The following is a 20,616-nucleotide window of genomic DNA, read 5'->3' as shown; positions in this document are numbered from 1 at the left end:
GCTTTCTCGCTTTCAACTACTGGTGACGGTCCCAGATTTTCCGTGAGATTTGTTGTTGGTGAGCGCTTCAAACCCGGCAATCACGTCGAAAAGTTCTTCGTCGATACCCTCCTGCCGAAGTCGATGAAACTTGCGATTCAGGTCGTCAAGCATGCCGTCGATGCTCTTTTCAGCGCGTTGCATGGAAGCAAGACGACTTGCGTTCTCGCTTGCTAACGACTCCGCGCAGGCCTGGAACAGCACGACAAATAGGTAATCCTGAATGAATGCAGGCAATGCGGACGCGTCCCCGTCGATCACCTGCGGAGGCATCTTCGTCGGCCACGGCGTAGCGCGAAGCTTTCCCTCCCATACGGCATCCAGCGGAAGCAGACGCCTGGCCACGGGCTCGTAAGCTGAGCTGGGTTTCGGATGATTGTGAAAGACATGAACCTCCCAAATCTCGCCCTTTTGCCGAGCAGCCTGGAGTTCGAGCAGGATCTGCCCCACCAGGGGTGTGATCGCATCGAGAGAACCTGGAACTTCAAGTCCTCTTGCCGGAGTTGACCCGGTCTCATTCAGCAAGGTCTTGGCACGTTCGCCGACAACCCATACCCGATTGACCTTCCCTGGGAGGGCACGGAGTGCCTGCAGGCTGAACTCAACAATGACTTCATTGAAGCTTCCTACAAGCCCCTGATCTGAGCCGAAAATAACAGCGCCAATCTGAGGTGCGTGCTGTGGCTTGACGGTGTCGGTGCGAATCCCCTGGCCGTCTCCGTGTAGACAAGCAATCAAGCCAAGCTCGACCGTTCGCAGGTAGTCATCAAGAGCTTCAACTGCCCTCTCGTACTGGCCAACGCTGGATGCCGCCAAGGCCTTCATCGCTCGCACGACCCCGCCTAGATCTTTTGCTCCACTGATCTTTGTACCCAATTGTTCCGTTGAACCGCTCATTTGCCGTCCTTGGCTGGCGGTTCTGGATCCAGCCTTGGCTGAAAGCTTGCAAGGGCCAATTTCGCAAGGTCAACGATGGTTTTGTGGTCGCCATCGCTTAACTTGTTCTCGGACAGAAGCCGACCTGCAACATCTTTGGAGAGAGTTGCGAGCGCCTTCTGAAGTGCGAGTTCGCCGTCCGGTATCTTTTCCAAAGGCACTTGATCAAACAGACCAGCCTGCAGTGCGATGAGCACGATGATCTGTTCTCCGACCGCAACAGGCTGCGATTGCGGCTGTTTCAGGCAGGCTCGGATCCTTTTGCCATGATCGATGGTCTTACGCGTAGCGTCGTCCAAATGAGTTCCAAACTTTGCGAAGGTTTCCAACTCTTCGAACTGAGAATAGGCAAGCTTCAGATCACCGGCGACAGCACGGTAGGCGGGCTTCTGCGCCTGGCTGCCTACGCGCGAGACGGACTGGGCAACATCCACCGCAGGGAGTATTCCAAGTTCAAAAAGCGTCGGAGACAGGTAGACCTGACCGTCAGTGATCGAGATCAAGTTGGTTGGGATGTAGGCCGAGATATCCTGCGCGTCGGTCTCGATGATTGGAAGAGCGGTCAAGGAGCCACCGCCAAGCTCCTTGATTAGATGGGTGGAACGCTCCAACATGCGGGAGTGGATGTAGAAGATGTCGCCGGGATAAGCCTCACGGCCAGGCGGCCGGCGCAGGAGCAGGGACAGCTCACGATACGCCTGAGCGTGCTGAGTGAGGTCGTCGTAAACGATGAGGACATCGCGACCTTGTTCCATGAACCACTCGGCGATGCTGGTTGCAGCGTACGGCGTGATATAGACCAAGCCGGGTGCATCGTTGCCCTCCGCCACGACAACGACCGTGTACTCCATTGCACCGCTCTCCTGCAGATCGGCTACTACCTTGGCTACGGAAGACGCTCGCTGCCCGATCGCACAATAGACGCAGACCACGTTCTGCCCGCGCTGATTGAGAATGGTGTCGATCGCAATCGCGGTTTTACCCGTCTGGCGGTCGCCGAGGATGAGTTCGCGTTGACCGCGGCCAATAGGAAGCATGGCATCGACGACCTTCAAACCTGTTTGCAGAGGAACACCTACCGGCGCGCGGTCCATGATGGCAGGCGCGGATCGTTCCACAGGAAGGCGGTGCTCGGTAGTCAGCGGTGGCTTACCGTCGATCGGTCTGCCCAGAGGATCAAGCACTCGGCCCAGCAACGCATCGCCTACGCCCACATCCATCACACGCCCGGTGCGCCTTACCTCGTCGCCGACGTGCAGGGCCTGGTAATCGCAGAGCAGGATTAGCCCAACCTCATCTTCATCCACGTTGAAGGCCATGCCCAGCCGACCATCTGCGAAGCTGACTAGCTCCTCGTTGCCGAGACTCGGCAAACCGGAGATGGTGGCGATGCCCGTCGATAGACTGGTGATGGTTCCTATCTCCTCAGGAACCATGCTTGGCAGAAACGTCACGCACGCATCCGTGAGGCCATCAAACGCGGCGTCGAGGGCGGTCAGCAGAGCCCCGAATGGCTCACTCATTTGGCCTCTGCAACTGACACGGGTGCAGGCCCCGGTTTCGTCGGGGGTGCTACCAGTTCAGCAAGGCTGCGATCAAAGGAATCAAGATAACTGGAAATACTCCAGGATAGCTTTTGCCCTTGCGCGACAAGTTCGATGCCGCTTATGGCACTCGCATCCGTCTCATATCGAACTCGGATCGCTGCGGAAAACGTTTCGTTCAAAGCATTCTGAATGGCGGCTTTCTGCTCGTCGGGGAGATTGAAGGCGCTGCGAACAAGAGAAGCTTCGGGTGAGGTCTTGAGCGCGGTGCCCATCTCATCTTTATCCTTTGGGTTCATTAGCCGGAGCCGACGAGTGAAGACCTCTCCAATCCGCTCCTCCAGAGTCACAGTCGCGAGATCAGACAGGGTCTTCTTCGTCATCGCGAAGACTTGGTCCTGAGCCATTCGCCGGATCGCGACCGCTTGGTGTGCTTGATCGCTCTTGAGCGCGGAGGCTTCAGAGGCACGAATGCCATCGGCTTGCTTGTGAGCGTCATCGACCAGACGGTCGTGCTCTGCCTTTGCATCACCGTCGGCCTTGGTCATCAGCGCAGCCCGCTGCTCATCGAAGATCTTATTTTTGGCTTCGAAGTCATGCTGCTGCTTTTGTGCGTCAGCCTCCTTCGCTTCGGCATCCGCCAGCTTGGAGGCGATGCCCTTTTCACGAGCGTCGATTGCTTCCAGAATCGGCTGGTATAGGAAGCGCTTTAAGAGCCATACAAGGATCAGGAAATTCAGCATCTGGGCTATGACCGTGAACCAGTCGATGAGCATAGCTACTTCACCTGAGCCGCATGCGCGATGATGAACTTCCAGAAAGGATTAGCGAAGATCAGAATCATGGAGACCACGAAACAGTAAATGGCCAGTGACTCGATCATTGCTAACCCGACAAAGAGAGTCCTCGTAATGGTGGCCGACGCATCCGGCTGCTGCGCAAGCGAGGTGAGTGCCGTGGCAACGGACTTTCCTTCACCGAGAGCCGGAGCAAGGCATCCTATACCGATCGTCAGGCCGGCTGTGACGATCGACGCGATTGCAATTGCGGTTGTGCTATCCATGAAGTCTCCTTGGTACAGGTTTGCTTAGGAAGTCGGTTTCGAAGCGGGAACGACGACGCTTTGCCGTTTTGGGACTAACGTTGCAGCCGCGATATAGACCCCAGCAAGAATGGTGAAGATGTAGGCCTGAACCATCCCGGTGAGCAGTCCGAGCGCAGTCATCACGATGGGAAAGATAAAAGGAGTGATCGTCAGCAAAATGCCAACGATCATAACGCCGCTCATCATGTTGCCGAACAGGCGTACCGCCAGCGCAAGGGTGCGTGACAGTTCGCTGATAATGTTGAATGGAAGCATGATGATGGTTGGCTGCGTATAAGACTTCAGGTAGCCACGCAGGCCCTGCTCCCGGATGCCAAAAAGCGGCACCGCGATGAAAACGCAGAGCGCAAGCGCCGCCGTGGTCGACAGAGAGCCGGTGGGCGGTTTGTAGCCCGGGATGATGATGCAAAGGGCGCATGTAGCGACGAAGACGAACAGCGTCCCCAGAAATGCAAGATACTTGCGCGCCTGCGGCAGGCCAACTTCCTTGATCTGTGACTCCAGCGTCGTGATGATGATCTCGAGAGCACCCTGCCAGCGAGAGATCTTTCCCTCGGTCGCGAGGCGGCGGGTGATGAGTATTGCGCCGACGACCATCAGCAACATCATGGCCCAAGTCGTGACAATGGTCTCGTTCAACTTGAAGAATCCATGCTGCCAGAAGATCAGCTGATCGGAGGTCAGATTCATTCGGCCCCTTCCAAGTTCTCGAATGCCTGAGCCTGAGGGGCAAATCGAGCATTTCGCGTGACAATGAAGCGAGCAAGAACAAAGCCAGTGAGACTACCGACTATGTTTCGCCAGTCACCGCGGCCTAGGTAGTAAAAGCCCACCATGACGACCACCGTGCGAAGAACCATGCTGACGAGAAACAAGGCGGCCGGTTGCGCGGCCATCACTCCTCTGCGCACCGTCCACAATAGCCCGACGAAAAAGAAGGCTCCGAGAGCCAAGCCCCCGATTAGAGCGCCAATGACCTTGGCTACCTCAGTCATCAGCGTTCTCCTCGCGCATAGACGCATCTTGTTGAGCAACCCAATGCCACGCGTTGAAGCAGCCAAGAATCAGGCCAGCGAAGAGGAGCGTAAGTGTCCAGGAAAACTTCTGCGGATGCCGATCATCCAGCCAAACGCCGATAGCTGAGCCCAGAACCGTTGGTACCGCCACAGACCAGCCGATAAGCCCCGACATTCCCAAGCCGAACCAAACACCCTGGTCTCCTGCACGCAGAGCCCGCTGTTTTCTCGCGGCTTTCGTATTGATACGCCCGGCGAAGACATCTTCTTCGCTGGGCGATGCTCCGGGTGACCCAAGTTGCTTATCGCTCACGAGAGAACTCCGCGAGCTTGCCAGCAAACGTGCTCTCCAACTTGTGTAGAGCCTCGCGAACCTGCCGCTCCTGATCGTTACGGGTCAGGAACTGCCGTTTGACGGCATCGTGCAACTGGCCAAGGTCGGCACCTCGCACGGCTCGGCGGACCGAAACCAGCACCCTCGTCCCAACCTTTGCGAGCACGCCTTCATCCACGGCTAAATAAGCTGGGGAACCATTCTTCTCCTGATAGGTGAGGATGCCCGGTGCTAGTGCCGCAACACAGTCACGCCGGTGCGGAAGAATGCCGAGGGAGCCTTCGCTCGTCTCAGCCACAATCCGTTCCACATCGTCGTTCTCGAAGAAAACTTGGGAGGGCAAAAGCACCTTAAGCTGCATGGGCTGCCCCCGCAGGAACGCTTGGCGGAAGCATGGAAGCCGGTGCGGTTTGAGGCTCCTGCGGCTTCGGCGCAGCCTGCTTTAGTTCGCTGATGGCCCCGATCATGTACAGCGCACTCTCAGGAAGATCCTTGAATTCATCCCGCAGGATACGTTCGCATCCATCGAGCGCATCTTCCAGGCTCACCTGCTTGCCCTTCAAGCCGCTGAACTGCTCGGTTGCGAAGAACGGTTGTGTAAGAAAGCGTTCAAGTCGTCGCGCTCTGCCGACCGTAAGGCGGTCGGCCGGGGAGAGTTGATCCAACCCCAACATGGCGACGATATCCTTCAGTGCTTCATATTCGGCGAGGGTCTTGCGAATCTGCTGCGCGATCCCGTAGTGACGTTTGCCCACAATGCCGGCGGTCGCCATGGCAGAGTTTGATTGCAGCAGGTCGATTGCAGGATAAAGTCCTTCGCTGGCGCGCTTTCGCGAAAGCACAAGCGATGCGGACAGGTGTCCGAAGACGTGTTCCGCAGCGGGATCCGTAAGGTCATCTGCAGGCACGTAGACAGCTTGGATCGACGTGATCGCACCGGCCCGCGTGTTGGCGATGCGCTCTTCCAGTCCGGACAACTCTGTGCCCATGGTGGATTGATATCCAAGCCGCGAAGGCATCTGTCCGAGCAGGCCGGAGACCTCCATACCCGCTTGGATAAAGCGGAAGATGTTGTCGACCAGAAAGAGGACATCGCGATGCTCGTCGTCCCGGAAGTATTCCGCCATGGTAAGTGCCGCGTGGCCCACGCGAAAACGAGCGCCGGGCGGCTCGTTCATTTGGCCATAGACCATGACCATGTCTTTGAGAACGCCGGCATCCTTCATACCGCTGTAGAGCTCTTCCCCTTCGCGGCAACGCTCGCCGATGCCGCAGAAAATACTCATCCCCTTTTGGTGGCCGATCATGTTGTGGATCATCTCGGTCAGCAGCACGGTCTTGCCTACACCCGCCCCTCCGAAGAGACCCGCTTTGCCTCCGCGCTCCAGCGGTACCAGCACATCGATTGCCTTAATGCCAGTCTGAAAGATCTCGGATTTGGTAAGACGATCTGCCATTGACGGTGGAGACCGATGCACACTGCGCCATTCCGTCTCTGTCGGCTCTGCCTGACGGTCGATCGCGCGGCCGAACACATCGAACATGCGCGAGATGATTGTCTTGCCTACAGGCGCTTGAAGAGGCTTACCCGTATCTCGTACCACCATTCCGCGAGCGAGTCCCTGGGTAGCTGTGAGCGCTATGCCCCGGACCCGATGTTGATCGATCTGCTCCATCACCTCAACGACAATAGCTTCCTTGGTGCCACAGCGCAGGATGGAGAATACAGAAGGTAGTAAGCCAGGAAAGTGCGCGTCCACGACACTGCCCCGGATGGAAGATATGACGCCGAAGTTCGATGCCTCATGTTCGTCTGACATCGCTTTTCTCCCTAGTCTTGGCCAATGTGCCGCCCAGGATCGGGGACATGGCCAACTGCTGGCCTATCAAACAGTATCTCGCCCAAGAGTATGGGGCTGTGCTCTTTTGCTCACTTAGCTCAGGCTGGTCTCGAGAACAATCAATGAGCGCGAGTTGACGATATACCTGGCATCCGTGACCGGAACTCCCCTTCCAGCATCGGCGATGTCGTCGGGCGAAGCGAGAGAGGTGTCCACGATTCGCCGCCAGCCAAGCGGGCCGGCTGCTCCACCGCTAGGCAACTGGAAGGAAAGAGTGTCCCAGAAAGCGTTAACTGCCACGTAAAGCAGACGCTTTTGCGAGGCCGTATGTAACGTGAAGGCGATTGAGTGAGAATCGGCCTTCCAGTCTGGCTTTCCGAGCTCGATCCCGTGCCACTCATACTGCGCTTCGGTCTGATACTGCTCCAGGGTGAAGCGTCCACCATTGCCTAAGACCTCGGTTCCAAAACGCAACCGGATCAGATGCGCAACATAGCGGCCCAAATCCCGATTGCCAGTTTCCAACCTCCAATCGAACCAGCTCGCCGCATTATTCTGGCAATAGGCGTTGTTGTTCCCACCTTGGGTGCGACGGCCTTCATCGCCCATCAGCAGCATAGGCGTGCCTGCCGAAAGCAGTGTAAGAGCAAGCAGGTTCTTGATCTGCCGCGATCTCAGAAGTGAGATGGTCTGATCTCCGCTCGGACCCTCGGCCCCGCAGTTCCAGCTGTGATTGGTATCCGTCCCATCGCGGCCGCCCTCCCCATTGGCTTCGTTGTGCTTTGAGTCATATGACACGAGGTCGTTGACCGTGAATCCGTCATGGCAAGTGACGAAATTGATACTTTGGCCTGTCGGTCGGTCCCCTACTCCGTAGAGGTCCAGGCTCCCCGTGATTCGCTCCCTCAGCTTCACCACCGTGCCTTGGTCGCCCTTTACAAAAGCTCGTATGTCATCCCTGAACTGCCCATTCCATTCCTTCCACTTATCAGGTCCGAAACTACCGACCTGATACAGACCTCCTTCATCCCAGGCTTCTGCAATGAGCTTTGTGCCGGCGAGTGCGGGGTGCGAATCAATCTCCCAGATAATGGGAGCGTTGATCATGGGCTCTCCGGCTTCGTTCCTTGAAAACACAGATGCCAAATCAAATCGGAACCCGTCCACATGCATCTCGGTCACCCAGTACGCCAGGCTGTCGAGAATGAGGCGTTTGACAATGGACTGGTTCGCCTTCAACGTATTGCCAGACCCGGTGAAATTGGCGTACTGGGCTTTGTCCTGGTTGAGGATGTAGTAGACGTTGTTTTCAAAGCCGCGAAAGCAGACGGTTGGGCCCTGCTCGTTTCCCTCAGAGGTGTGGTTGTACACCACATCGAGGATGACCTCTATCCCTGCCTTGTGAAGTGCTTTCACCATCATTCTGAACTCGTCCATGCAGTGCTGCGGATCGCGGTCCGTGCAGTACGCCAGATGTGGCGCGAAGAACGAAACCGGGTCATACCCCCAGTAATTCTCCAGACGGTTGGGCACATCCTGGGAATCGAATTGAAATACGGGTAGAAGCTCCACAGCAGTAACTCCGAGCGTTTGAAGGTACGGAATTTTATCCACCACACCGAGGAACGTGCCACGCTTGGTGGCCGGTACTCCGGAGTTCGGATTCCGTGTAAAGCCCGCAACATGCATTTCATAAATAACCGTCTGCCGAAACGGATGGTTGAGTGGGCAGTCATCCTCCCAATCAAACCGGCTTGGGTCAACGACAACGCTTTTCATGCAGGTTGCGACGGTATCCCCGGGTCTGCAGGCGGCGGCTCGGCTATAGTTTTCGCCTACGGCTACGCTCCTGCCGTACGGATCCAGCAGAACCTTCTGGCTGTCAAAGCGATGACCTGCCGCAGGGTCGTCCGGGCCGTGAACTCTAAAGCCGTATAGCTGTCCCGCTGCGACGCCGCAGACCAGAATATGCCAGTAATGAGAAGTGCGGTTGCGCTGGGCGTCGAGTTCTATAGTTCTTGACGGCCCCAGGTCATCGACTCCTTTGAAGAGAAGAAGCTCAACCATCGTGGCACTTGCTGAGAAGAGGCTGAAGTTAGTTCCCTTCTTACAGATGGTGGGACCAAGAGGGAAAGGCCTCCCTGGCATTAGCAGCTGTGAAGTGTCCAAAGGCGTCTTTACGGTCATTCGCATCGAACTCCGGTCGAGGTGATACGTATGCTCCCGCGCGTTGGAAGCACGAATATCGATAAGGGTTACTGATGCAGAGCGCGGTAGGCTTCGGCCAGGACCTTGAGGTCGTAGGCTCCTTTGTAGACTGGAGGCGGTTTGAGCTCCAAACCCAGCAGACCGTAGACGGCGGTCATAGCTGAACGAACCGAATATTCCACCGTGAAGACGACATCGTCCGGCATCTCGCAAAATTCGCCTATAAATGCCAGATTCCTGGATCGTTTAGGAATCACGTTGGGCCGGTCGCCGTGGCTTCGCCGCAAGAATTGACTTGTGATGAACGGCATTAGGCATGGAATACACTGGCAGGTATCGAGGATGTGCTTCGATCCTGATTGCACATGGAGATGGCCTAGCAACTCGATCATAACTTCCCGGCCGGTGCACTCCGCCATCGGCTTCTTAACGAAGTCGCCGGGCTTGTCTACGAAGAGGCCGTAGCCCCAGAGCACCTGCACGTTTTCGGGCTGACCGATGAAGTGCGGTTGATGCGGCAGAACGACGGACATTAGCCAGCTTGAATTTGGAAACGTGATAAGTCCGCCCTCGCCTGGCGCATTTCCCGTTAGATCGCGTATGAAGTCGAAAAGGTCAGGTTTGCTCAGGGTGGCCGTGAAGGACAGCCATTTTGACTCATCCACATGCGCGGCAAAGTTTGTTGGGTTGCCGGAGTCAGTCTGGCCGTTTGCTATCGACTCCCACAGAGCCCACGACCCGCGGCCAATTTTGCCGAGGAGCGAAGGTGCCCGATCGTTCGACCCCACCGAAGATCCTTCGGTCATTGACCCGAGCGTCACCAGAACAAACGCGTCATCGGAGACGATGATCTGCTTCTCTTCGCCTGCTTGATCAAACAGGATGCGGCTTACGCTATATCCTTCAGAGTCATGCGTCAGGTCGAGCTTAGTTACGCAGGCGTCATATCGAATCTGTACGCCGCGTTCTTCAAGCCATTTCCATAAGGGTCTAACCAGCGAATCGTACTGGTTGTAGACCGTGCGCATAATGCCTTCAAGCGTGTTGAAGCCAGACACCATGTGCGTGAACCGAACGAGATAGCGCTTGAACTCGACGGCGCTATGCCAAGGCTGGAAAGCGAAGGTCGTGCACCACATGAACCAGAAGTCGGTGAGGAAGAAGTCTGCCTCGAACTGCTCAGCGATGCTTGTTCTGCCCAGCATCGCCTCGGGCTCCATACTGAGGCGCTCGATTGAAAGAATATGCGCTTCGCTCAGTCCAAAGGCAGGAGCTGTGATCCCTTTGCCATCCCTAACAAGCCGCGACTTGGAAGACGTTTTCAAGGTCTTATTCCAGGCGAACGTTTCCTCTGTCACCGTGCGACTATCGTCCATAGTGGGTATGGAAGAGAAGAGATCAAAAGTACACAGGTACTTGCTCTCAAACATCCTGCCGCCCCGCATGGAGTAACCATCCTGCGGCGTTCCAGCCGCGTCCAGGCTGCCGCCCATCATTGAGGACGCTTCGAGAATGATGATGTTGTGGCCTTTTTCCCCTCCATCACGGATCAAGAAGGCAGCGGCGGCAAGGGAGGCGATCCCGGCGCCTACCAGGTAGAACTGGGAGTTTGCACTTGCGTGTCTATCGTTCGTAAGCAACTTCCTTTCATGCGCAGTCACGAGGAATTTGGGGCTTTCGGAACCCAGACTCCGATTGTCCGTCTCACGAGCTTTCCAAGTTGTATCGGATTGCACAGCGAGCACGGATTGCAGGGTAGAGGCTTAGTGAAAGCGCGAGAGCGAATTTGAGTTTCAAAAGGAGTACCAATGCTGAAAACCGATACCGTCGTTGCCGTTTACCACACTCATGAACAGGCAGAGAAAGCCATACAGGAACTGCAGGATGCGGGTGTGAGTCTGAAGAGTCTCTCGATCGCAGCTAAAGATACGCACACCGAGGAGCATGCGGTCGGCTACTACAATATCGGCGATCGGATGCAGTACTGGGGCAAGATGGGTGCGTACTGGGGCGGTTTCTGGGGGTTGCTCTTCGGTTCTGCGATGTTCGCGATTCCCGGCATCGGACCGCTTCTCGTTGCCGGTCCGCTGGTGGCGTGGATCGTTGGGGGCCTGGAAGGCGCAGCCGTTGTAGGCGGATTGAGCGCGCTTGGCGCAGCGCTGGCAAGTATTGGCATTCCCAAAGACAGCATCATCGAGTTCGAGACAGCTCTGAAAACTGACAAGTTCCTCCTCGTGGTCCATGGGACAACCGAAGAGGTTGCCATTGCGCGTGAAGTCTTGCAGAACGGCGGATACCACGTCGCCTACACCTGTCATGATGAGAAGGTCATGGCCCGCTAAGACCAGGCCTGCGTAACTTTGGAGGCTGGCGGTCCATCAATCTAGCTCTCAACAACCGCAAGGGAGGGGTGCGGGGAGGGAACGGCCCCAGAATGCGCTCAAGGTGGAGCGTGTCGGAGAGGGCGGGATGAGGGATGGGGAGAACCCGAAGGGGGTTCTCCCGCGCTGGATCAGCGAGCCGCCCAAAGGATTGCTTTTGCGAGAGTTCTGCGGATGTAAGCATTGCGCCGCGACTGACTGACGTTGCGGGAGAGGTAGTCGCTAGTGAGAGCGGCGGCGATACCGCTTTCAGGCCACCCGTGGGCACAGGCGGCTATGGCGAAGGCCATATCTGCCGCTGCGGGACGCCCTGCATATCTAGGCGCATTCCGGAATCGGCTGAGACTGAGGCTGGAACTCAGGTGGTATGACGGCCGGAAGCTCTGCCTCAAGGCATTCCGTTGCTGTTCCTGCTCTCTATAGAGAGATGAGATTTCGGATGTGAAGGCCTCAGCCTTGACGTAGACGCTTCCGGAATAAGCGGTAAGCCGGACGAATGGGAATTGTCCGTCTGGCTTGCGGTGAACTGGCTTGCGGTTTGTTAGGCCGGGAAGCCGTCCGAATCTTCTCCAATCAGCCGCGCTAGGATCGGCCCCATAGCGAGCGGCGAGGGTTCGGGCTGCCAAGCTGCCATGAGCTTTTGAGAGGACTTGAGCGTGTTTGAGCCATACCTGAAAATTTCCGGGACTGGTCTCGACCAAGCTGCAAGGCGCGAAACCATCTGCGGAGAGCCGGATGACGGTGGGCCGGTCGAGATCGTCCAGTACGGTGAAGCGGTGTTCTCCGCTGGGCCGGAAGAATATATGCGCTCCTTGCACGTTTCGGAACTTGAGATAAGGTATGCGGCAGAGTACCTGAGAGGCCGCGAGGGCATCCATGCGGGGAAACATGCCGCGTTCACTCAGGATGCCGATGTCATACAGAGGCGCATCGATGGCGGCAAGGGTCCTGCGAATGGCTTGTTCTGTCTTATCCACGGTTGCACCTGGCTCCTTTCTGCAAACGATAAGAAATGACGGGGGCCGTGTGGCCCCCATCTTGGTCTAGGCGGCGATCAGCTTCTTTGCTGCTTTGCTCTTGTTGTTGGGTGTCTTTCCCTGAGGTTTCACCAGCGTTGGTTTCTTGGCTTTCGCCGCGCTCGTTTTCTTCTGGGGTTTGAGCGGAGCGAAGACCGCTTCGGCTTCTGTGAGGAAGTCGAATTCGTTTTCGCTCGGAATGCCGACGTGACCGGAGAGGGCAAGGCGAAGTGCAAACACTGTCAGTCTTTCATCGGCGGTAGCGTCGATGGTGGCCAGCAGAAGTTCTTCCGCGCTGCGCTGCTCGTTCTCATTCTTGGCGGCGATATCCTCAGCCAGATCATCAGCAAAGGTGTACGGGTCAAGGTTGACGATGGCGCGGAGGACCACCCGCAGTTGAGGCGCAGTGAAGCTGGCCGGGGCTGCAGCAATAATGCGGTCGAACGTTGCGACACGTGCCGTGCGCCGCTCTTCGCGCCTCGCTTGTTCCGCCTCGTACTCCTGCTGTTCGCGTTCCTGCCGCTGCCGGAACTCCTCGGTCCTGCGCTCCTGCTCGGCGGCGTACTTCTTCTGTTGCTGTTCGTGCTGCTGCCTCCGGGCTTCTGCCTCTTCCTCGGTTTCTGTTGGGGGTGCTGGCGGCATAACCGGGGCGGGGTGTTCAGCGGCTTTGGCGGCGGCGCGAGGATCGTGAATGGGGCAATTGCTATCGGTGCAAACTGTGAGGGTGGTGCCTACGCGCTTGCCGTAAACGATGATGGCGGGTTTGGCGGCTTCGCAGGGGGCAACGGGTTCCGCGTCGGGGTTCTGGTTGGTGGTGTCGACTTCGCGATAGGTGCCGCCGCGCACGGCGCCGGGTCGCTGCTCTTTGGGGGCGCGGAATCCGTTCTCTATCTGGATGAGTTCGGGATGGGCTGCGATCTCGCGGTCGATGTGGGCGTTTACCTTCATTTGAAAGCAAGGCGCGTCAAGGCACTGGTCGCCCTGAACGTCGGCGAACAGTGATGTATTGAATCCACTGCGGCGCGGACAGGTAACGCAGGCTCCGGCAGGCGGGTTCAAGGCGGTGTCTTCCTTGTTGAATGGCGCGTCGGCAAGAGAGAGATAGAGGTTCGTTTGTATCCATGCGGAAAGGTGCTTGGCGGGTAGCAGGTGCGGCTCTTTGTCCTGCCAGTCCTTGCGCCAGCACTGCTCATAAGCGTTGGCTTGCACATCCTGCGGGAGGCGGGCAAGTAGGTTGGCGTGAGAAGCCGTAATGCGCTCGGCGCTGAACGCCTCGGCAATCGACGGAATGAGCTGCAGCAGAGACAAACGGGCGTAGACGTGCGCGGGGCTCTTGCCTGACTTCTCGACCAGCGTTGCCACGTCATAACCGGGCATGTCTAAAAGCCGCTGAAAGCCCTGTGCTTCTTCGTAAGGGTGAACGTCTACCCTCTGCGAATTCTCGACTAGCTGCCACTCAAGCGCCTGGGCGTCGGTGATATCGACGATGCGGGCGGGGAGAGAAAACAATTCGGCAAGCTGCGCGGCACGAAAGCGTCTGGCTCCTGCGACAATCTCGAATCCTTCCGGGTTGGGCCGAACGGTGATTGGCTGGATGAGGCCGTTAGTGCGGATGCTCTCGGCGAGCTCGCCCAGCTTGCACTCATCAAAGGTACGGCGGGGGTTGGTGGCTGATTCGTGAATCGTGTCGATGGCGATGTACTGGAATTCGCTGCTGTTTTGCACGGTAGTTCTCCTGTGAGCATGGTTGGGGTGAGAGTTTGCGGAGCGGTCGCCCTGGATCGGTTTCCGCTCCGTGACGGAACGGAAAATGTTAGTGGCGGTTCTTGCGGTGCTGCTCGTAGGCTTCGGCGAAGCCCTGCTGACGCAGGTTCCTGTCCCACAACTCGGCGAAGCGTTTGTGTTCCTGGTGCAGTTCCACAAGTTGCACATAGTTGGTGCCGACGATATTGCGGCTCCACTGCTCTACCCCGGCATAGTCGTTTCGCCAGTAGAAGGGGTTCAGGTGCGACCCTCCACCGATGCCAAGCTCGAAATACATCTCGGGGTCGCGCATCGCATCGCCGTTCTGTGTGCCGTAGTGGGCGACTGAAAGGGCGGGCAAACCCATGGGACCTGACTCGTCTAGGGCTTCAATGACAAGCTCCATAAATGGCGCGTTGTCGATCTTGAGGTAGAGGCCAGGGTGCCACCCGCCGGCCTTCTTGAGGATGTCGAGAATGGTTTGCACTAGGCCACCTCCGCGAGTACGGTGTCGGTGTTGGGCTGCTCGGTTGCGGGTGCGGCTTCGGGCTGCTCTGCCTCTTCCTTGGTTTCCAGTGCGGAAAGAATCAGGGCGGCGGTGCGCTGAATGACTTCCAAGCTCTCGGTGAGGAGTGCGGCGTTGCCGTGGTAAAGCTGGATGTAGTCGGCTGATGCGAGTCCAGCGTCCAGGCCGATTGTCTGAGACACAACAAAGGCGATTGCCTCGGCTTCTGTCTCGCGTACGGTCTTGGTGGTGGCGGTGCGGCGTTCTGCCTTGTGCAACATCTCGTGTGCGAGTTCGTGAACAAGGGTGCTGAACTCCTCGGCTGGTTCCTGGCCGGGAAGAATGGCAATCTTCCCGCCGTAGCTCATTCCGAGCGCGGGCGCGATGGAATCCTTGAACTCAAGCTGGATACCCTGATCGATGGTGCAGTTGATAAGGCGTTCGCGGTACTGCCCTACTTCTCCCTTGGTGCGCTCGGTGAACTCGGGAAGCGGTGCGCCTTCGGTCTGGCTCACGTCGAACACATAAACGGCGCGAAATCCGACCAACACGGGAGCGTTGACGGCTGCGGGGTCTTTGCTCTTGTTAGCCTCGGTGTCCTTCTTCTTGCGGGCTCCAATCATTGGGGCAAGAATGCGGATTCCCTTCTGGCCCTTCATCACCTTGCGTCCAAGTTGGTTCCACGCATACAGACCTGCAACGCGGGCTGCATTTGGCCTCTGCCGTGCAATCTCCAGAATGTTCCCGAAGCTGTAGTTGTGGAATCGGCCCATCGCGGTGAGGTAGGCGGTGAGGCCTTCGCTGTGTCCCGCTTCCAACTGCTCGATGAGAAGCTGCACATTGGCCTGGATGACTTCGCGGGAAGTCTGAGGCTTGGGGGTTGCGGGAAGGGTGGCGATGTTGCTGGTTTCGTTCGTGGTGGGCTGAGTGGTGTTCATGGGTGGTTCCTCCGTTTTTAATGGCTGTGCTGTGTTTGCTCACAAACACGCCTTGGCCCTGGCCCACGCCAGCGGGGGCGGCAAGTGCAAGGGGAGGGGTATCACCCATCCTTGAAACGGAGGCGGAGCTGGAGTGGAAATGACGAGCGGAGCGAAGGTCTGCACAAGCGAAGCGCGGAAGACTGCGGGAAACCCCTTGCGCGCGCCAGGGGCGGAGCCCCTCAGCAGGTTTGGTTCCCTTGCTGGGCGCGGAGCGCAGGAGAGGCTTTCAGGGTCGGCGTTGCGGGCAGGAACAGGCCCCGCAGAGGTGGGTGGCCGGAAGACGGCTTGCCGGCTGAAGCCAGGGAGGAGCCTTCCTCCCACTCAGTCATTTGGCAGTGCGCTTTTGCACAGCTTTCGTAATGGCTAGAGAGGAAAGTGAATATGTCTGGAAAAATAAAGCCGTTCCTTTTAGGCCTTCTTCTCATCGCAGACCATGGAAGGATGCGCTTGATGACATACCAAGGTATGACGGCTCTCATTACAGGAGCTTCGATGGGCTTAGGCGAGGCTTTCGCGAATGAACTGGCCACGAGGGGTGCACACCTCGTACTGGTGGCACGCTCTGAGAACAAACTTATTGGGATGGCAGAAGCTTTGCGGGTACATGCTGGCGTCGACATTACCGTTATCTCAGCGGATCTGTCCTCGGCTGAGGGAGTTCAGCACCTGATAGCCGAGGTGAAGCGTCGTGATCTTCGCATCGACCTGCTCATCAACAATGCCGGACTCGGAGTCTTTGAGAACTTCCTCGACACTTCGCTGGCCAAGCAATTGGAGGAAGTGGATCTCAATGTACGGGCTGTCGTATCCCTGACCCATGCCTTCGCGCCGGATATGGTCTCCGCCCATTGCGGCGGGGTCATCAACCTAGCGTCCACAGCGGCGTTCCAGCCGCTTGCGGGTGCCAGTGTCTACGCAGCGTCCAAGGCGTTTGTCCTGTTTTTTAGCGAAGGACTCGGATTGGAGTTGAAAGGGACGGGTGTGCAAGTAATGGCAGCCTGTCCCGGGCCTGTCGCGACCCACTTTTTTGTCAATATGAGCCCTACGCTCAAAACCAGCCAGATGGATCAGCCCGGCTCTGTCGTCCTGGACATCTTACGCGGCTTTGATCAAGGCAAGAATGTGGTTTATCCGGGTAAAGTGACAAATCGTCTCAGTACTTGGGGAGCTCGATTTCTGCCTCGCAAAATGATCCTCCGTCTCGCGGTAGGGGTCACCAAGAAACTCAACCAGAAGTAGCAGCCAAACGGAGAACAATTATGATCCAAGCAGAAAATGCAATACGCAAGGTCAAACTTGGCAGTACAGCAATCGGCGCAGTTGCGATGGGGGCGGTCGCATTCGGGGCAGCGGCCATAGGCGCGCTGGCTGTCGGAGCTATGAGCATCAGACGGTTGAAGGTCCTAGAAGCCCGTATCGAAACGCTATCCATCGGAACGCTAACAGTGAACCGTCTAAACATTCTTTCAGAAAGATAGGAGCGTAGTCTCTTCTCGAATGGAAGGGAGGTCGGGCACGCTAGGCAGTGTTTTTTGCACAGTCTTCTAAGTGCTCTTGGCCCAAGCTCGCTGTGTTCGTTGAAGTGCGGAAGCCACGCCTTAGCAATCCCTAAATACGTACAAAGGCGGGTCGTCAACGATTTTGCTCAACGCACAGATGTACAGATCGGAGCTGTATCCATGGCAGATGCCTGTTCTGGTGCGTGAAAGCAAAGCAACTTTGCTGCTCGAACCGGCTTGTTGAAGCAAGCGGCTCGTCTACTCCGAATGCGTTCGGAAAAGTTTGCGAGCCTACTACGCTGGAGAGAGGCAAGCTTATCTTCGAAAGCCACGGGGAGTTGCCCTCAGCGCGGACATCATTGACTACGTGGCGACGGCCCACTAAGCCGAAGCTCAAACATACCAACCGATATCGAGCTTATGCTTGTTGCCCGCAGACATGAAGAGAAAGGCTCCGATTGTGCATAGCCAGCACCACGCCTCTTCAAGTTTGCACGGGTATGATCGGACTTATGTGCTTTTCAGCTACGGCGAACTTCGTAGGCAGCGGGCTTCTCGGGGTGATCGGTGTCGTCACTTTTACGAAAGTCAGGCATCGCCGTGAGCTTCTCTTCGCGGCTCTACCCACTATGTTCGCTGCCCATCAATTCATCGAAGGATTTGTCTGGCTGGGCCTGAATGGTGATTTCTCCTCGGCGGTCACTCACAAAGCGGGCGAAGCCTATGTCCTCTACGCGCAAGGGCTGCTGCCCTTCTTGATGCCTCTTAGCGTGATGCTTTTCGAGTCCAGCCCCAAAAGCAGGCGTCGCATGTTGCCGTTCACAATCCTTGGGGCAGGGACGAGCCTGTACATGTTGTGGGCCCTCATGACGTTCCCGCTTTCCATCTATATCCGTGGCAACAGCATCGTCTATCAAAATCAGGGTACGTACTACACCACTCTTGCCGTCCTGTACGTTATCGCGACCTGCGGCTCATTACTTTTCTCTAAGGTGCGCGACCTGGTCATATTCGGAATTGCAAACGTCCTCATTCTGCTCGGCGTCATGGCTATTAAGCGATACGCGTTTACCTCGCTTTGGTGCGCTTACGCCGCAATCGCGAGCACAATCATCCTCGCCTACTTTTGGAAGAGCCGCTTCGTGCGACCGTTCAACTATTCGTAAGTACCCTAAAGTGTTGGGATCACTCAGGTCGGGATCGTTTTCTATTGGAGTTGACCTACTTCAGTCGGCGGCAAATCACGTACCGTTGCCTTCTCAGCACGAACCTTCATGTCCTGAGTGCTCATGGGCCCGTTGAAACTTCCACTGTGTGCGCTGATGTCTCCGGTTTCACCCCACCGCGCCTCGAATCCCAAGTCTCCTGTCAGTTCTTCGCCCAGTCTTCGGCAACAGCGCTACCCGCCAACGCTCCAAAGAATCGTTCCAGTCTCCGGGGGGATAACGATGCCATGGTGCATGGGGCGTAACGGTAGAAGGGGAGGGGTATCTCCCATCCTGGGAACGGAGTGAAGCCGAGTGGAAAGGACAAGCGCAGCGCGGAAGACTGCGGGAAACCCCTTGCACGCGCCAGGGCAGCGCCATCAGCAGGTTTGGTTTCCTAGCAGGGCGCAAAGCGCAAAAGAAGTTTTAGGGTCGGCGTTGCGGGCACGAACAGGCCCGCAGAGGTGGGTGGCGAAGGCCCACTGGGCCGAAGACAGGGAGGAGACTTCCTCACACTCAGTCGCTTTGCAAAACCGCTCTGACAAATGCTTTCCTGCCGGTTAGAGAGGAACGTGGATATGTCTGGGAAGAAGTGAAAGCCCTATGCTGGGCGCTCCCTCTGTTCGTTCTAGAACATGTTTATGAAGACACGACCCAGCGTTGCAGATCAAGAAGGGATGCACTCAATGACATACCAGGGTATGACGGGCTCTCATCACAGGAGCCCTAGGAGCGTAAATCTGGCTTGAATCGGAATGGACGTCAGCTCCGCCCGGTAGTGCCTTATTGCACAGTATTGTAGGTGCTCTTGGCTCAAGCTCGGTATGTTCGTTGAAATGGGGAAGCCATGTCTTATCAGTCTCTGAATCCGTACACAGGCGATGTCGTGAAGGATTTTGCTCAACACACAGATGCACAGATCGAACAAGCTGTCGCAGCGGCAGATGCCTGCTTTGGTGCGTGGAAGCAAACCAGCTTTGCTGACCGAACCGGCGTATTGAAGCAAGCTGCTCAGCTACTCCGAACGCGTTCGGAAGAGTTCGCGGGCCTTATCACGCTGGAGATGGGCAAGCTGATCTCCGAAAGCCGAGGTGAGGTCGCCCTCAGCGCGGACATTATCGACTATTATGCGGATCACGCTGAGGCATTCCTGGCTCCACAAACACTTCCACGCTCTGCTGGGAAAGCGACTGTAGTCAACACCGCATTAGGTGTGCTTTTTGGTGTTGAGCCTTGGAACTTCCCGTACTACCAGCTCGCACGCTTTGTAGCGCCTAACCTTATGGTCGGCAACGTCGTGATGGTCAAGCATGCTCCATCCGTACCGCAGTGCGCGCTGGCTTTTGTCGCGCTATTTCACGAAGCTGGCCTTCCGGAAGGTGCATACACCAACTTGTTCCTGTCCGACGAGCAGGCGGACAAGCTTGTGGAGGATCCACGAATTAAGGGCGTTGCGTTGACGGGCAGTGAACGCGCGGGCTCAGTGGTGGCTGCACAAGCCGGAAAGAATCTCAAGAAGTCGACAATGGAACTGGGTGGGAGCGATGCCTTTATTGTACTCGATGATGCAGAGCTTGATAAGACAGTAGAATGGGCCGTCTGGGGCAGAATGAACAACACCGGCCAGTGCTGTGTCGCAGCAAAACGCTTCATCGTCCTAGAGCCGCTAGCCGATTGTTTTTTGGCAAAATTCAAAGCGGCGCTGGGAGCTTTAAGACCCGGCGATCCGATGGATCCCACAACGACCCTGGGACCCCTTTGTTCCGAGAAAGCGCTCCTCAACCTACTCGATCAGGTCAGCCGTTCGGTCAAGGCGGGCGCGCGGATCGTCCTCGGAGGACACCGACTGGATCGTAAGGGTTCGTTTATGGAGCCGTCGATCCTTACAGACATTGAGCCCGGGACTCCAGCGTACGTCGAGGAGTTTTTCGGTCCGGTGGCATTGTTCTTCCGCGTACCGGATGAAGCGGCCGCAATCGCGCTTGCAAACGATTCGAAGTACGGTCTTGGTGGATCGGTCTTCACCGCTGACCTGGAGCGCGGCGAGCGAGTGGCGGCAGCTATCGAGACGGGTATGGTCTTCGTAAACCACCCCACCTGGACGGCGCCGGATCTCCCGTTCGGCGGAATCAAGAACTCGGGGTATGGTCGTGAGCTCTCGAGTCTCGGCATTCAGGAGTTCGTGAACAAGAAATTGATTTGTGTCGTCCCAATCGACGCAGCGGCGTAGCGTCGATAGTGCTTTGTCCGATTGCTCAGTGGCG

The 20,616-nt window shown here is 56.9% G+C and carries 20 protein-coding genes; 5 read left to right on the top strand and 15 right to left on the bottom strand.

Features of this window, described 5'->3' with window-relative positions; translation table 11 throughout:
* Positions 1–12 precede the first annotated feature (12 nt).
* From OHL20_RS19540 to OHL20_RS19490, 11 genes are all read right to left on the bottom strand, one after another.
* Positions 13–936, bottom strand: coding sequence for a F0F1 ATP synthase subunit gamma (locus OHL20_RS19540; protein WP_263384831.1), 924 nt, complete (start codon positions 934–936; stop codon positions 13–15).
* Positions 933–2,498: an alternate F1F0 ATPase, F1 subunit alpha gene (locus tag OHL20_RS19535; protein WP_263384830.1), complete on the bottom strand. Its 1,566-nt coding sequence runs from the start codon at positions 2,496–2,498 to the stop codon at positions 933–935. The genes OHL20_RS19540 and OHL20_RS19535 overlap by 4 nt, the downstream gene beginning before the upstream one ends.
* Positions 2,495–3,295, bottom strand: coding sequence for a F0F1 ATP synthase subunit delta (locus tag OHL20_RS19530; protein WP_263384829.1), 801 nt, complete (start codon positions 3,293–3,295; stop codon positions 2,495–2,497). Before OHL20_RS19530 ends, OHL20_RS19535 begins: the two co-directional genes overlap by 4 nt.
* A gap of 2 nt (positions 3,296–3,297) precedes the next feature.
* Positions 3,298–3,582, bottom strand: a complete 285-nt coding sequence (locus OHL20_RS19525) for a F0F1 ATP synthase subunit C (RefSeq protein WP_263384828.1) — start codon at positions 3,580–3,582, stop codon at positions 3,298–3,300.
* A gap of 24 nt (positions 3,583–3,606) precedes the next feature.
* Entirely contained in the window at positions 3,607–4,314 is a 708-nt protein-coding gene (locus tag OHL20_RS19520; RefSeq protein ID WP_263384827.1) for a F0F1 ATP synthase subunit A, read from the bottom strand.
* Positions 4,311–4,619: an N-ATPase subunit AtpR gene (locus tag OHL20_RS19515; RefSeq protein ID WP_263384826.1), complete on the bottom strand. Its 309-nt coding sequence runs from the start codon at positions 4,617–4,619 to the stop codon at positions 4,311–4,313. Before OHL20_RS19515 ends, OHL20_RS19520 begins: the two co-directional genes overlap by 4 nt.
* Entirely contained in the window at positions 4,612–4,953 is a 342-nt protein-coding gene (locus OHL20_RS19510) for an AtpZ/AtpI family protein (protein WP_263384825.1), read from the bottom strand. The genes OHL20_RS19515 and OHL20_RS19510 overlap by 8 nt, the downstream gene beginning before the upstream one ends.
* Positions 4,943–5,323 (bottom strand): F0F1 ATP synthase subunit epsilon, encoded by a 381-nt coding sequence (locus OHL20_RS19505; RefSeq protein WP_263385060.1) that lies wholly within the window; start codon positions 5,321–5,323, stop codon positions 4,943–4,945. Before OHL20_RS19505 ends, OHL20_RS19510 begins: the two co-directional genes overlap by 11 nt.
* Position 5,324: 1 nt before the next feature.
* Positions 5,325–6,794: a F0F1 ATP synthase subunit beta gene (gene atpD, locus OHL20_RS19500; RefSeq protein ID WP_263384824.1), complete on the bottom strand. Its 1,470-nt coding sequence runs from the start codon at positions 6,792–6,794 to the stop codon at positions 5,325–5,327.
* 114 nt (positions 6,795–6,908) lie between these two features.
* A complete protein-coding gene (glgX, locus tag OHL20_RS19495; protein ID WP_263385059.1) occupies positions 6,909–8,963 on the bottom strand; it encodes a glycogen debranching protein GlgX in 2,055 nt (684 codons plus the stop codon).
* Positions 8,964–9,070: 107 nt separating this feature from the next.
* On the bottom strand, positions 9,071–10,663 hold the full coding sequence (locus OHL20_RS19490) for an oleate hydratase (RefSeq protein WP_263384823.1): 1,593 nt from the start codon (positions 10,661–10,663) through the stop codon (positions 9,071–9,073).
* 168 nt (positions 10,664–10,831) lie between these two features.
* Here OHL20_RS19490 and OHL20_RS19485 point away from each other — a divergent pair, with 168 nt between their 5' ends.
* Positions 10,832–11,365, top strand: coding sequence for a DUF1269 domain-containing protein (locus OHL20_RS19485; RefSeq protein ID WP_263384822.1), 534 nt, complete (start codon positions 10,832–10,834; stop codon positions 11,363–11,365).
* A gap of 170 nt (positions 11,366–11,535) precedes the next feature.
* Here OHL20_RS19485 and OHL20_RS19480 read toward each other — a convergent pair whose 3' ends face one another.
* The 4 genes from OHL20_RS19480 to OHL20_RS19465 form a co-directional block, all read right to left on the bottom strand.
* Positions 11,536–12,381, bottom strand: a complete 846-nt coding sequence (locus tag OHL20_RS19480; RefSeq protein ID WP_263384821.1) for a RepB family DNA primase — start codon at positions 12,379–12,381, stop codon at positions 11,536–11,538.
* A gap of 66 nt (positions 12,382–12,447) precedes the next feature.
* Positions 12,448–14,145 carry a ParB/RepB/Spo0J family partition protein gene (locus OHL20_RS19475; RefSeq protein WP_263384820.1) on the bottom strand — a complete coding sequence of 566 codons (1,698 nt, stop codon included), beginning with the start codon at positions 14,143–14,145 and terminating at the stop codon, positions 12,448–12,450.
* An 88-nt stretch (positions 14,146–14,233) separates the two neighbouring features.
* Positions 14,234–14,650, bottom strand: a complete 417-nt coding sequence (locus tag OHL20_RS19470) for a DUF6908 domain-containing protein (protein WP_263384819.1) — start codon at positions 14,648–14,650, stop codon at positions 14,234–14,236.
* Positions 14,650–15,606 carry an ArdC family protein gene (locus OHL20_RS19465; RefSeq protein ID WP_263384818.1) on the bottom strand — a complete coding sequence of 319 codons (957 nt, stop codon included), beginning with the start codon at positions 15,604–15,606 and terminating at the stop codon, positions 14,650–14,652. Before OHL20_RS19465 ends, OHL20_RS19470 begins: the two co-directional genes overlap by 1 nt.
* Before the next feature lie 492 nt (positions 15,607–16,098).
* On the opposite strand from OHL20_RS19465, the gene OHL20_RS19460 reads away from it, so the two are divergent.
* The 4 genes from OHL20_RS19460 (at position 16,099) to OHL20_RS19445 (ending at position 20,582) form a co-directional block, all read left to right on the top strand.
* On the top strand, positions 16,099–16,887 hold the full coding sequence (locus OHL20_RS19460) for an SDR family NAD(P)-dependent oxidoreductase (protein WP_263384817.1): 789 nt from the start codon (positions 16,099–16,101) through the stop codon (positions 16,885–16,887).
* A 20-nt stretch (positions 16,888–16,907) separates the two neighbouring features.
* Positions 16,908–17,126 carry a hypothetical protein gene (locus tag OHL20_RS19455; protein ID WP_263384816.1) on the top strand — a complete coding sequence of 73 codons (219 nt, stop codon included), beginning with the start codon at positions 16,908–16,910 and terminating at the stop codon, positions 17,124–17,126.
* A 533-nt stretch (positions 17,127–17,659) separates the two neighbouring features.
* On the top strand, positions 17,660–18,313 hold the full coding sequence (locus tag OHL20_RS19450) for a DUF6629 family protein (RefSeq protein ID WP_263384815.1): 654 nt from the start codon (positions 17,660–17,662) through the stop codon (positions 18,311–18,313).
* Positions 18,314–19,199: 886 nt separating this feature from the next.
* The gene (locus OHL20_RS19445) at positions 19,200–20,582 is read left to right on the top strand and encodes an NAD-dependent succinate-semialdehyde dehydrogenase (RefSeq protein ID WP_263384814.1); all 1,383 of its coding nucleotides are present in this window, start codon (positions 19,200–19,202) and stop codon (positions 20,580–20,582) included.
* Positions 20,583–20,616 lie beyond the last annotated feature (34 nt).

The organism is Granulicella arctica, assembly GCF_025685605.1.
Lineage (GTDB): Bacteria > Acidobacteriota > Terriglobia > Terriglobales > Acidobacteriaceae > Edaphobacter > Edaphobacter arcticus.
The sequence above is the reverse complement of the archived record's forward strand: the minus strand, read 5'-3'. Positions and strand labels throughout refer to the sequence as shown.

Bases quoted from the DNA above. Each gene is read 5' to 3' on its own strand.
- OHL20_RS19540 (WP_263384831.1), bottom strand. From the start codon at position 936: ATGAGCGGTTCAACGGAACAATTGGGTACAAAGATCAGTGGAGCAAAA.
- OHL20_RS19535 (WP_263384830.1), bottom strand. From the start codon at position 2,498: ATGAGTGAGCCATTCGGGGCTCTGCTGACCGCCCTCGACGCCGCGTTT.
- OHL20_RS19530 (WP_263384829.1), bottom strand. From the start codon at position 3,295: ATGCTCATCGACTGGTTCACGGTCATAGCCCAGATGCTGAATTTCCTG.
- OHL20_RS19525 (WP_263384828.1), bottom strand. From the start codon at position 3,582: ATGGATAGCACAACCGCAATTGCAATCGCGTCGATCGTCACAGCCGGC.
- OHL20_RS19520 (WP_263384827.1), bottom strand. From the start codon at position 4,314: ATGAATCTGACCTCCGATCAGCTGATCTTCTGGCAGCATGGATTCTTC.
- OHL20_RS19515 (WP_263384826.1), bottom strand. From the start codon at position 4,619: ATGACTGAGGTAGCCAAGGTCATTGGCGCTCTAATCGGGGGCTTGGCT.
- atpD (WP_263384824.1), bottom strand. From the start codon at position 6,794: ATGTCAGACGAACATGAGGCATCGAACTTCGGCGTCATATCTTCCATC.
- glgX (WP_263385059.1), bottom strand. From the start codon at position 8,963: ATGCCAGGGAGGCCTTTCCCTCTTGGTCCCACCATCTGTAAGAAGGGA.
- OHL20_RS19485 (WP_263384822.1), top strand. From the start codon at position 10,832: ATGCTGAAAACCGATACCGTCGTTGCCGTTTACCACACTCATGAACAG.
- OHL20_RS19465 (WP_263384818.1), bottom strand. From the start codon at position 15,606: ATGAACACCACTCAGCCCACCACGAACGAAACCAGCAACATCGCCACC.
- OHL20_RS19460 (WP_263384817.1), top strand. From the start codon at position 16,099: ATGACATACCAAGGTATGACGGCTCTCATTACAGGAGCTTCGATGGGC.
- OHL20_RS19455 (WP_263384816.1), top strand. From the start codon at position 16,908: ATGATCCAAGCAGAAAATGCAATACGCAAGGTCAAACTTGGCAGTACA.
- OHL20_RS19450 (WP_263384815.1), top strand. From the start codon at position 17,660: ATGTGCTTTTCAGCTACGGCGAACTTCGTAGGCAGCGGGCTTCTCGGG.
- OHL20_RS19445 (WP_263384814.1), top strand. From the start codon at position 19,200: ATGTCTTATCAGTCTCTGAATCCGTACACAGGCGATGTCGTGAAGGAT.